Source organism: Methylobacterium sp. J-059 (assembly GCF_022829485.1).
Taxonomy (GTDB): domain Bacteria; phylum Pseudomonadota; class Alphaproteobacteria; order Rhizobiales; family Beijerinckiaceae; genus Methylobacterium.
Genome location: NZ_JAKSYA010000131.1, coordinates 12,118 through 24,768 on the forward strand (window position 1 = coordinate 12,118; position 12,651 = coordinate 24,768).

4 protein-coding genes are annotated in these 12,651 nt (G+C 65.7%); 1 reads left to right on the plus strand and 3 read right to left on the minus strand.

Going from position 1 to position 12,651, the window contains the following annotated elements; genetic code table 11:
- Positions 1–380: 380 nt before the first annotated feature.
- Positions 381–2,675 carry a S8 family peptidase gene (locus tag MKK55_RS19105; protein WP_243937159.1) on the plus strand — a complete coding sequence of 765 codons (2,295 nt, stop codon included), beginning with the start codon at positions 381–383 and terminating at the stop codon, positions 2,673–2,675.
- 48 nt (positions 2,676–2,723) lie between these two features.
- On the opposite strand, the gene MKK55_RS19110 is transcribed toward MKK55_RS19105, so the two are convergent.
- From MKK55_RS19110 to MKK55_RS19120, 3 genes are all read right to left on the minus strand, one after another.
- Positions 2,724–4,658 carry a CHAT domain-containing protein gene (locus MKK55_RS19110; protein WP_243937160.1) on the minus strand — a complete coding sequence of 645 codons (1,935 nt, stop codon included), beginning with the start codon at positions 4,656–4,658 and terminating at the stop codon, positions 2,724–2,726.
- Positions 4,659–4,667: 9 nt separating this feature from the next.
- Positions 4,668–6,080, minus strand: a complete 1,413-nt coding sequence (locus MKK55_RS19115) for an esterase/lipase family protein (protein WP_243937161.1) — start codon at positions 6,078–6,080, stop codon at positions 4,668–4,670.
- 182 nt (positions 6,081–6,262) lie between these two features.
- Positions 6,263–12,178: a DUF3320 domain-containing protein gene (locus MKK55_RS19120; protein WP_243937162.1), complete on the minus strand. Its 5,916-nt coding sequence runs from the start codon at positions 12,176–12,178 to the stop codon at positions 6,263–6,265.
- Positions 12,179–12,651 lie beyond the last annotated feature (473 nt).

The window sequence follows — 12,651 nt, forward strand, 5'->3', positions numbered from 1 at the left end:
TATGGTGATGCCGGCACGATGCTAACCTGAGGTCGATGCCAACGTACCAGTCTCGTTGACCGCAAGTGCGCTTTCGCCGCATAAACATCCGTCAAGGTTGCATTCGGTGGCGTATGACCGCGTACAGGCATTTACACGTCAGGGGATTGGGCCAGGCGTCGCGCGAGTTCAGGGGAAGGGGACGCGGAAGTGCCTCGTATCCTTCCGCCGTTCCTGATCGCAGATCGCATGCCCAGTCCCTGCGTGCGGACCTGAAGGCAATCCTGGCGGAAGTCATATCCGCTCGCCCGGAGCAAAGGTCAGCCAACGTTGCCCCCAAGGATCACGGCTTGGTCATGGCGACAGATGGAAGGGCCGGCGAGCCCTTGAACGTTGGAAGCTTGCGCGCCGACAGCCGTGGGCTGAAGCTCTTCGCCGTCCGCCGTCGAGAGGACGTACATGCCGCGGAGCGCAATCACGACACCGGCGATTTGGCCACGTTCTTCGCTTCCGTAAGCGCGGTCCGCTCCCTCCTGACGTCGCTCGACAAGTACGAGGCTTGGATCGATGGCGCGCAGGGTGAGATCGTCATCGATGACGACGGCGACGATAACGACGATGACGACATCAAGCGCCCGCGACGGTTCTGGCTCTTCGAAGGAACGGAGCAATTCCGGGTCGCCACAATCGAGGATTTGTGGGCGGACGATCCCGATCGGTTGCCGCGCGAGAACGAGACGGTCGAATGGGAGGTCTGGCTCCGTCCGGGTTTCGAGGCGATCTTCACCACCGAAGCGGAGAGCGTCGGCATTCCCATCACCGGGCAACCGACGAAGTTCCCGGATACCACGCTCGTTAACGTCCGGGCGAACAAGGACCAGCTCGCCGCCCTCGTCCGCGCGACGGCGGCGGTCGTCGAGTTGCGCGGCGCATCGACGTTCGTAGCGGATTACCTGGACCTCATACCGGAAGCGCGGGCTGCCCTGGTGGGCCAATTGGGGGCTAGGCTCGTCGCCCCTCCCGCGGACGCGCCCCGCACGACGATCCTCGACACCGGGGTGAACCATGCCCATCCGCTGTTGAACCCCATGCTTCCACGGTCCCGCTGTCACAGCGTCGAACCCGGGTGGGGCACGGCAGACCATGACGGTCATGGGACCAAGTCCGCCGGGATCGTTGCGTTCGGGGGTGGCCTGGAGGCCTTGTTGGCCGAGGGCGCCAAAGGCGCGCCAGTGCAACTGACCACGGCGCTCGAATCCGTGACGGTGATATCCCCAGAAGGCGGCGCACGGATTCCGGCTCGGGACGCCATCGTTCGCGCCGTCTCCATCGTCGAGAGGACGCCGCATCCCCGAGTTTTCTGCCTAGCCGGGACGGCGGACGGCGAGGCCGAGACGGGTAGGCAGACCAGCACGTCAGCCGCCCTCGACAAACTGGCCTGGGGCGACGGAGAGGCCACCCGGTTGTTCTGCGTCGCCGCGGGAAACGTGGCCACGAGCCCGGAAGCGCCCTACCGGCACGCGCAGTACGGCGCGCGTAACGCCGATCATCGGATCCAGGCGCCGGGCCAGGCACTGAACGCCCTTACGGTCGGCGCGCACACGGACAAGACGGCGGAGGGGCTTCGGTTGGTTGCCCCCCTCGGTGACATGTCGCCCACGGCGAGGACGGCGATCGGCTGGACGCGCCGTTACGCGCACAAGCCCGACATCGTGATGGAGGGCGGGAACCACGCGATGGACGACGATGGGATACATTCGCGTCCGTCCCACCCGTTGATGGTGCTGACGACGCACCGCAACGCGCCGCGAGCACCGCTGGGGCTTACGAACGAAACGAGCGCGGCCACGGCATACGCGGCCGGCCTAGTCACGAGGCTGCTGGCCCAGTACCCCGGGTACCGTATGGAGACCCTGCGAGCCCTTATGGTCCACGCGGCAGAGTGGACCCCGGCCATGCAGGAGCTCTACGACATATCTATGCGACTATCAGAAACCCGAGGCAGGGAGGAGGCCTGGGCACGGGTATTGAGTTGCTACGGCTGGGGCGTGCCGAGCGAGGAGCGTCTGGTCAGAAGCGCCTCGAACGCGCTCACGCTCGTCGTGGAGGACGAGCTGACGCCCTACCTGAAGCGCGATGGACGCATCGTGCTGAACCAGATGAAGTATTTCCGGCTGCCATGGCCGGTGCGGGCGTTGCGCGACCTCAATCAAACCGAGGTCGAGATGCGTTGCACGCTGTCGTACTTCACCGATCCTCATCCGCTCGCCGACAGCCGGGACAGGCGGGACCGGTACGCCTCCCACAGCCTCAGGTTTGACCTGAGGCGCTTCGGCGAGAGCCAAGAAGCAGCCCAGCGCCGCGTGAACGAACTGGCTGAGGAGAACCTCGGCGACGTTAATACGGGGGCCCCCGACGACGGATGGGTCGTCGGCCCGGCGATGCGCCGACGAGGCTCCCTGCATCACGACATTTGGAAGGGGGCGGCGTTCCGATTGGCGAGCCGCGACGGGATCTCGGTCTATCCCGTGCGTGGCTGGTGGGGGGATCGCCCGAGTGAGGATTACCACACGAAGTCGACGCGCTTCAGCCTGGTCGTATCGATCCGAACGCCGCCCTCTGCCGTCGATCTCGTTGCGGAGGCGGTCAACCTGATCCCCAACCACCTCCTCGTCGAGAACCTGGTACGCGTCTGAGAAACCAGCGCGGGGAGCGCCCGGACGGCGTGCCGACGCGACGTCGTCCTATGGCACTCCGGTCCCGGCGGGAGCCATGCCCGGCCCATCGGTCACGCGACCCATCACGTCGCCGTAACAGACGTAGGCGAAGGGTGTAGCAGAGTGGCGGCATCCCTTCAGCCGGCCGATCCGAACCGCTTGGCCGAGGGTCGCGTGGTCACGGTACAGGCTTCGCGTCATGGTTCGGATCACGTCGGAGGCGTGCGGGTCTGAGACCGGCCACAAGGGCGCGACGAGACCGCCATACCTGCGTTTGGCCAGTGCGGAAGCCCATCCGCTCATCGTCCCGAGGGAATGCGCCGAGGCCCCGACGTCGCAAGCGTTGAGGATGGCCATGCTGCGGTATTGATTACCGAGGACGTTTCGGCTCTGCCCCACCTCCGTTGCGCTGACCCAGCCGTCGGTCATCAGGATCCCGTTTCGACCGGCATCGTCGAAACTGCCGTGGCCGGCGAAATGCACCGCGGCGACTGGGCCGTGCCTCCAGCCTTCTCGGAGCAGGTCTAGGAACGGACCTCGTTTCGGCGTGCAGGGAACCGCGCCCAGCTCCGCACATAGCCAGGCGGCCTCATCCTCGGCGAACGGCAGTTCGTAAGCGCTCTCGGCGTAAACAGGCGCGAAGCTCGCGATGCGGCCGCTGGGCAGATCCTGCCAAAGGTGTCCTTCGGCGCTCCCGATCCAGCGGGCCACGGGATGGTCCAAGAAGAGATGATCGCCTCCCCGTCCCGAGGCATCGTCGAACGGCTGCATCAACTCCCACGGGATGTGGGGCTCGTCGGTGACGATCTGGATGGGAAAATCGGGACCGGCGTTGTCCCGCAGGGTCCAGTAGAGTTCCTGGAAGTCCGCCGGGGTCCGCTCCCAGATCTCCTGACCGTATCCACGGAGAGCGTCCTCGTGCTGCCCAGGACGAAGGCCCGCTACCTCGGCACGCATCCGTTGTGCGAACCGGGCGGGATCGTCTCCCAGAGAAAGGTAGCCGGTCCGGTTCGCGGGTCCTCCGCGCACCGGGCTGGTGGAGGTCCACACGTATCGAGATTCGACCCCTTCGGCCGACCTAAGGATCTTAAGGGTCAGGGTCGGCACCTCCGCTTCCAGACGAAGCGCGAGACATCCCAACGTCGGCGCGCCGTACACCTGTCGGCCGCTCCCCTCTCCGATCGTACCCGAAGGTGAGCCAGCCGGTCGCGGCTCCGACCCGTCACGCACGCCCGAGGCCGCGTCCGTTCCGGGGGCAAGACGCCGAACCGCGATCGAGCGCCGCACGATGCCAGCGTATCGGCCGCAATGGGTAAAGATCGCCATCACCTCGATCAGGTCGGGTGCGACGTCCGCGTGCACGGTGGCATGCAGCACGAAGGGCAGGGACGCATCGTCGCGGCGGACGACTACGACACCGCGGTTCGACCCGGTGACGAAACTCAACGATGCCGAATGGACCTCGACGTCAACCTCGACCCGCTCCCAATCGACGCCAAGGTCCGAGATCGCGATCGGCTCGGCGTCTGTCTCGCCGTCCGCCAGCAAGCGCAAGTCCATGCTCAGCGTGAGTGGCAGCCCCGGCACGGCCGGTCCTCCGGGCTCGATGGCCGGATGCCGAATGATATTAGTGCCCTCCCTTGGTGTTCGCCGCAGATCGTCGGTAACGAGGAAGGGTGGTTCGGAAGCGGGATCATCCAGCGGATCCCAGCTCGTCGCGGGCTTCAGGGGCGCAGCGACGACCAGACGGTTGACCACCCTATCGACCCCGGGAAGCCGTCGGACGTGATCGCCGATGAGGGCTTTGGCGTGTTCGCTCCCGATCTCGCCGCGGATGACCGCGTGACCAAGTTCGAGCATGATTCGTATGCCGTCGGCATGATCCGGGAACTCACGGGCGAGCAGGCGGCGAAACGCCGTCCACGCCTGCCTACGGGTTCGATGATCGCGATCGTCCGCCACGAATGGGAACTAGCGCGTTTCGGGCGCGGCGTCAGCCCGAGGCCGGGCTCCGCTTTCCCCGACCACGAAGATGTCGGTGACAGGCCGCGCGCCCGGAGCGGCGACCGTGACCCTGTACGAGCCGGACGGCAGGTCGACCCTGCCCCCGTAGCCGTCGCCGTCGGGCCACAGCCTCCGCCCGTACGCAACACCGGTGTCCGTTTCGCGCACCGCTGCGTCCAGGTACGGGAGGTACCGCTGGCTGGTCGCACGGATCGTCACCGGGCGTTCGGACGCATGAGCGTCCGCGACGTCGAGCCCGAGCGGCGTGAGCGCTTCCTCGCCCGCTCGCAGTCTCGCTAGGTCGGTCCCAGCTCCCTGTAGGACGGCGCAGAGATGCGTCAGGGCCGCGGTTCCGTTCTGTAGGCAGGCATGCGCATCGGCGAAGAAGGTCGCGCCACGCTCCCTCGTCCACTCGGGGGGCATGGCCGAGAACCGGGGCACGGTCCCGTCGCCCTTGTGGTTCTCCTTCGGGACGCGACGAAGGAGTTCAATGCCCGATACGCCGGCTCGGGCAAAGCAATCCGTCGGCTGCTCCACCCCAACCATGGGAAGGATGGAATATCTGTCCAGGTATCCCGGAGTGGTGGCATTCGTGGCTTGCGCCTCCTCGACATCCTGGTGGAAGCGCATCGCGGAAGCCACGCGATCTTTTGAGAGGTTCGGGATCTGGGACGTCTCGCTCAAACGGATTCGCTGGCCGTTGCCCGCATCGTAGACCTTGTAGATCGGTAGCAATTGATGGACGGACGTCAGGCTACGCACGACCTCCGTGAGATCGAACACCCGAAACCCGCCGACGCTCGCCTCCAGACCGTTGGACAGCGCGCCCAGTGCCTTCGGTGACCCGCGGAAGGGGGTTCCGAACGTCGCAAGGACTGCGGTCCGCTGCCATCCTCCGAGAACCTCGACGAAGTGACGGGCGACGAGTCCGCCCATCGAGTGCGCGATGAGAACGAGGCTCGCCTCCTCGTTTCCACTCCAGTCCCGCCACTGGCGCAGCCATACCTGGGATTTGCGCTCCAGCGCCCGGGCGGCAACGCGGACGTCGCGCCGCCAATCGTAGGGAAAATCGAAGAAGTTCCGGCCCGGCCGGAGATCGAGTTTTTCGCAAAGCGTATCCCGTACGGCCCCGTAGCCGTCGATCTTCCAAAGGCCGGGCACGAGTTGGACGTCCGGCAAAAGTCGGGTGGCGACGATTCCGTCCCCCGAGTCATCAACGTCCGGGTCGTCCCCGGCTAGGCGGAGCGCGTCGAAGCTTCCGGCCCTTGACGACATGCCTCGCGCGATCGCGCTGGCGCTCACCCCCCAGATCTCGGCGCCGTCCTTCGAGAGCGCAGATCCGAGGATGCCCGGAATTAGTATCACGAGATCCTTGTACATGTGACCACCTTCGCTCCGAGCCCGCTATACCGCCAGACGCGATATCAGGTCGATCGACAGCTGTTTGATCGCGGAGCATCAGGCGTCTGCAGCAGGAATCGTCGTGCATGCTTTGGGCGGATGCTGCCTCGAAGCTGCCAAACAGGATTGGTACTGTGAGGACTACGACGCGCATCGGTGCCTCATGTTGGATCCACATTCCGAGCAAGTTCGCTTGCCTTCTCGAAACGAGCGCGTGTGGCGGCTTCAATGCGCGAGAGCCCTAGACACTGGCCGATCAATCTGGCGCGATCCGTCTCTGACGCGTCGGATGGCAGGGTGCTCGCAAGCCCAACGAGTTCCGGCATCGGCGTGTCGCCGTGGCTGCGGACCCCGGACTCCGCCGGGCGGTATGGGTAGCTCGTGCGCGGCTCCTCGCCGAGCGGCCATAGAACCGAGCGGCCATCATCCTCAGTTCGCGCGACAAATGCGTCGATCTGAGCGGCGATGGCCTCACGGACAAGAGGGCCGACTCGCTGAAGGCCGTGAGCGCGCGCGATGCGCCGAATAAGCACATCCTCGAAGATCGGCGCCTCGATCGTTAGAATATGGTCGACCATGGCGTGGAGGATGGGTCGGTAGGAGGCATCATAGAACCGGCCGGGTTCGATCTGTCGCCCTAGATCTGCAAAGTCGGCGAGCCTGTAGCCTTGTACTGCGTCACGGGCTTCAAGGCTCACGGCCGGACTCACGGTAGGAAGGGCCTGATCCGCGTAGAGGCGCCGCGGAGCGGCATCTGTTGTGGGATGCGGATCATTGGCCGCCTCGTGCGGCTCGCCTTCAGCTCGCATGGCAGCCTGGGTCTCGGCCGGCGACTCGTCGCGGGCTGGCCCAACCTCCTGGATCTCCCTGGGATCATCTGCCGGAACTGCCGCGGCCGCTCGCGCGCGATCGGCTTCGAGATCCTCATGCAGGCGTTGGTCGAGCTTGGCGAGAGCGCCCTCAGCGTCCATCCACCATTCGGTGCTCCACACTCGGCGGATGCGCCAACCGAGATCGGTCAGAACGTGCTCGCGCAGGCGGTCGCGGTCCCGCGCCGTCGCCGAGCTGTGGTAGGTCGCGCCGTCGCATTCGACCCCTGCGAGGTAGCGTCCGGGAGCGTCGGGATGGACGATGCCGAGGTCGATCCTGAAACCGGAGACGCCAATCTGCGTGTGGACGGTCCAGCCCCTGGCTTCGAGCCCCGCCATCACCGCGGCTTCGAACGGGGATTCTACGTCGCCGCCGGTCGGCGCGAAGGCCTCCGCCAGCGCCCGCGCGCCGCGGTCGGCAAATTCGAGGAAGTGTTTGAAGTCGCGGACGCCCCGCGCCCGTGTGCGGCCGAGATCGATCTGCTCCGGCCTCATCGACGCGAACACGACGAGTTCGCGTCGGGCGCGGGTGATCGCGACATTCAGGCGGCGGTGGCCGCCGTCCTTGTTGAGCGACGATACCGTGCTCACCGGACGCCCGGTCTGATCCGGGCCGACCGCGACCGAGAAGATGATGGCATCGCGCTCGTCGCCCTGCACGTTCTCGAGGTTCTTCACGAACACCGGCTCGTGCCAGCGGTCCTTGTCGAAGAACGGCTCCAGTTCGGGATATGACCGCCGCTGCTCGTCGAGAAGGTTCTCGATCAGACGCTGCTGCTCGCCGTTGAACGTGACGACACCGAGCGAGCGGCGCTCCTCGGCGAAGCTCGGGTCGCGTAGGCGTCGTACGATGTCGGCGACCACGGCGCGGGCCTCGGGCCGGTTCACGCGCCCCGATCCACGCTCGTAGACCCCATCCGGTACGAGGGTAAGCCGCACGGCCCGGTCGTCGGTCACCGGCGACGGGAAGGTGACAAGCCGGCCGCCGTAGTAGCGGCTGTTCGAGAAGGCGATCAGGCTCTCGTGGCGGCTGCGGTAATGCCAGTCGAGGTTCCGGCGCGGAATGTTGGCGGCCAGGCACTCGTCGAGGATCGACTCCTGATCCGTGACGTCGGCCCCGTCTTCAATGTCGTCGACGCCACGGTCGCCGACGTTGGTAGGCGGCAGCTGCTCGGGATCGCCGACGATGACGACCTGCTTTGCCCGAGCGAGCGCACCGATCGCGTCCCACGGCGAGATCTGGGAGGCCTCGTCGAAGATCACGACGTCGAACGGCTCCTTGTCGGGTGGCAGGTACTGTGCGATCGAGAGTGGGCTCATCATCACGCAGGGGGTGAGCTTCGTCAGCGCGTTCGGCATCCGGCCGAACAATTTACGCAGCGGCATGTGTGCCGTCTTCTTCGTCAGCTCGTGCGAGAGCGTGCCCCATTCCGGGTCGGCCCCGAACGCAGTTGGACCCGGGATGCCCCCGCCAAGGCGCGAGCGGACGACCTGCTTTGAGAGGTCCGTAACGCGTGCGTCCGCGGCGCGGAAACGTTGGATCGCGTCCTCGTGCCGCTCGGGCAGGAAGCGTTGCAGCACGGTATCGTGGCTGACGACGCGATCGATCCACCAACGTGCATAGGCTGTTTCGAACGCGGCTTCCGCTCTATCGGGCGCGACGTGTCCTGCTTCCAGAGCTTCGATAAGGGACCCGAGGCCAGCCTTGCGTGCGTTCTGCGAAGCGGACTGCCAAGCGCACCACCCCTGAGCCCGTCCGAGACCTGAGCTCCAGCGTCGGGCGATAGTGAGGCTGCGCGCGATCCAGTCGTCGTCCGCGGCAAGCGGTGCTTCAGGATCGTGGCGACCCGCGAGGAGACTGAGCGCTCTGACCGCTTCGTTGACCCCCGCACGGTCCCCCGCGAAGGTCGCATAAGCTTGGGAGATGCGGCCGCCCTCCGCGAGCGCTCGGCCCTGGCGCTCGACAAGCTGCACGAGGTGGTCGCGAAGCCCATCAATCCCGAGCGAGAGCGGGCCCAGGATGTCGAGCAGCTGCTCGACCTTTTCAGCCCAGGTGATCGCCGGTGCGAACTTGGAGGCGGCGCATTCCGGGTTGCTCCACGGCAACCCTAGCCGGGCGAGGATCAGCTCCTCTAAGCATCCGGCCTTGACGTGCTTAGCGACCTCGATCAGGCCCGTAAGGTCAGGCCCGAGATCGGCTGGCAGCGGTCCCTCCGCATAGGGCTGGACCTGCGCCGAGACCTTCCTGAGCTTGCCGCCCTTCATAAGGAAGTTCGACGCCTGCGCGGCGACCCACTCGGCGAGCAGCGCATTTAGGTTCTGATCGAGGATGCCCGGGCCATATCGACCGGTGAGCCGGCCGAGCAGCTGAGCTTTTGTCGCCTGGAAGCGCTCGCGGGCGGCAACAGCGCGGCGCAGATCACCAGCCCCGTCGGCCAGGAACGTGGCCCCACAACGCGCCTCAGGTCGCACGAGGTAGTTGCCGAGTACCATGAGGCCGCGCGTACCGGCATAGGTCGAAAGCAGGGACGGAAGCCCGATCGCATCGGCGAAGGCTTGGCCGGTGATGCGCAGGGCATTGAGTGTCCGCTCGACGGTCCGGATCGCCGCGCCCATGTCGTCGCGCCAAAGTGGCGACCACTGCGTGGCCTCGACGCCCTGCAGCGGATGATCCACCAGCGATCCGATCGATGCCAGAACCGGTCGAAGCTCCCGGCAGGCCGCGCGCAGGGAGGCGAGTGTCGTCTCGTCGTGCGCGCGGTGATCCGGCCACGCTAAGGCGAGCGGAGCCTCGACAGTGCCAGCCGCAATCACGCGCCCGAAGGCGTCGTAGGCCGAGAGCCCGTTCTCCCGCCGCCGATGCAGCGCGTTCACGAGCCCGTTGAGTTCCTCGCGCAAGCTCGCGAGCTCGCTCGTCGCCGCATCCCAGGTGCCCTGCGACGGGGTGGAGCGCTCATGCCAAGCGCGGCGGAGTTGGCCTAGGACGGCAGATTTCTGAGCCTTGGTCGAGTGGACCTCCAGGCAATAGTCGCCGAGGCCGATCTCCTGCAGGCGACGTTGCACGACCTCCAGGGCGGCAGTCTTCTGCGAGACGAACAGCACGGTGCGGCCCTGAGCGAGGCACTGGGCGATCATGTTGCCGATCGTTTGGCTCTTGCCGGTGCCAGGGGGCCCGAACAGCACGAAATCCTTTCCACTGGACGCAGCGAGCACCGCGGACAGCTGAGAGGAGTCCGCCGAAAGCGGCGCGAACACGGCTTCGGGCGGGTACTCTTGGTCGAGACGCGTCGGCTCGGGGAAAGGTGTGCCGTCGCCGTAGGCGTGCTTCGGCGTGTCGATGAGATGGCGCACGACGGGGTTGCGCTTCAGAACCTCTGCGCGGTCGACCAGATCCTTCCACATCAGGTACTTGGTGAAGGAGAACGCCGAGAGCACGACGTCCGGGACCACCTCCCAGCCACGCAATTCCTTCACGTGCTGACGGACGATCCGGAAGATGCCGTCGACGTCGTACCCCGACCCGTCTCGTGGCAGATCACCCTCGAGTTCCGGCATGCGGAGCTTGAAGTCCTCGCGCAGCATCTCCAGCAGCGTCGGGTTGATCCGCACCTCGTCGTCGTGGAGGGCGAGCTTGAAGCCGGCTCGCACGCTGGATCGCTTCAGGGTAACGGGGATCAGGAGCAGCGGGGCGCAGTAGGCAGCCTCGCCCTCCTTTCTGGTCCACGACAGGAAACCGATGGCCAGGTACAGGATGTTGGCTCCGCCCTCCTCGAACCCGTTCCGGGCGAGCCGGTAGAGATCGAGGAGCCGACGATCGAGGTCGGCCTCGGTCGAAGTCGTGTAGATCTCCTTCCGAGCAAGCGCCGCCTCGAGGTAGCTGCGACGGCCGTCGTCATGATGGCGACGCGCATAGAGGTCGGCGCTGCGCTCATCGGACCCTCTCAGCACGTCGGAGAGCGGCTTCAGGCGGAACTCAGTTCCCGCCGCAAGACCATCCTCCAAGGCCCCGGGCGAGACGCATTCGAGGCTGACGGAGCCTTTGCCCGGTTTGAAGTTCAGCAGCTTGTTGCGAAGCGTCAGGTCGAGAAGCTTGCGCTTCCAGCGCTCGACGCGCCCAACTGGGGTCTCGGGAGCCTCGTCGCTCGGCGGTCGCGCTTCCTCGTCGAAGCTCGGCGGCGCAGACAGTGTCTGGTTCAGCGGAACGATCGGTCCGGGCGTGAGGTCGGTCGACTTGGGACCCCCCAGATCCATCGGACGGATACCCCTGCGACGACAGCGTCTGACGTCGATCGCGATTTCCAGTGCCGCGGGGGCCTCGTCTTCGACCTGAGCATTGCCCTTTGTCGTGGCGACTTTGAACGTCGCCGGAGGGTCGGGGGTCAGCAGCGTCGTCTCGACGAAGACGATATCCTGCAGGTCACGCCGCTTGCGGAGCAGCTGCATGTCATCGACGGTCGCGCTTGCGAAGTCATCGTCCTGAAACCAGACGCCGACAAAAGCGTGACCGACGGTTAGCACCAGCACGGGGTTCAGGCCTGCTTGCTCAAGGCAAGCCGCGTAGAGGAGCGAGAGATCGAGGCAGGTGCCGACTTTGCGCTCCAGCACGTCACTCGGGCCACGGACCTTCTGCCCGGCCCGCTCGAAGCTCGCGGGCGGCAGCACGTAAGCGATCCGCCGATCGGCAATGGCCGCCCAGATCGCCTCGGCCAGCTCCCATGCACGAGACTTCTTACCCGACGTGTAGCCGTTCAGCCCCATCTCACGGCCCGCGTCGCCGAGCTTGGTTGCGGCATCCCGAAGGACGACATCGACGGACGGATCGTTGGGGCGCACGAACGCTGCGAGAAGTTCGGGCGCACTGCGGCCCCCACCCCAATGTGAGGGCGGTAGGACGCGGAGTTCTTCGACATGCCGGGCTTGCTCGCCGCTCGCATCCTCGACGATGACGGTCAGTTCGAGGCGGCTCGCCTCTGTGAACTCAGAGAGCAAGGCTGCGTCGAGCCGAACGTCCGGCAGCTCGATGTGGTGATTCGATCCCGCCGGAATGCTATCGATGCGGAGGGTGAGCGGCTGTACGACCGCCGGCCGGCTTTCGATCCGCAGACGGACCTCGGTGAGGTCATGCTCCGCCACGTTCCCGATCACGACTTCGCGGATCACCGGGACCGCATTCTCGTGGTAGGCGAGACTGACGTGCTCGGTGGCCACGCATGTGATTTCGACACCGTCCAGCAAGACGTCCCCCAATCTATCGTTAGCGCGACTGTATGGGGACAGCCTCAAGTAGCGCAAGGTCGGCAAATCCTCGTCGCTTCCGCCACAGACAGGTACGTCAAGTTTTAGCGCTTGAAATACTGTGTTTAGCAGCTGTGTAGCGCCCCTGGGCAAATCCGCCTGGTCCAGCTGTAGACTGGACCGATGTGGCCCGACCTAACGCGGCCGCCTAGATCCCCATGCGCTCCCGGGAGCGGTCATTCATCGGCCGTCCGGCAACATTGGCTTGGGGTGGAGGCTGTGTAAAAAACGCGGCAAGCATAAGTTGTTGTGGAATCATATCCTCCCACCGCTCTGTACGTTAACTCGCCAGTCGAAACCGCACCCCGAATCCTCGAATTGTGTAAACCGACCTTTGGTTTCGCGATAACTGCATCAAAGACCTCACTGCTCAAAGTCGATAGTCT

Bases quoted from the DNA above. Each gene is read 5' to 3' on its own strand.
- MKK55_RS19115 (WP_243937161.1), bottom strand. From the start codon at position 6,080: ATGTACAAGGATCTCGTGATACTAATTCCGGGCATCCTCGGATCTGCG.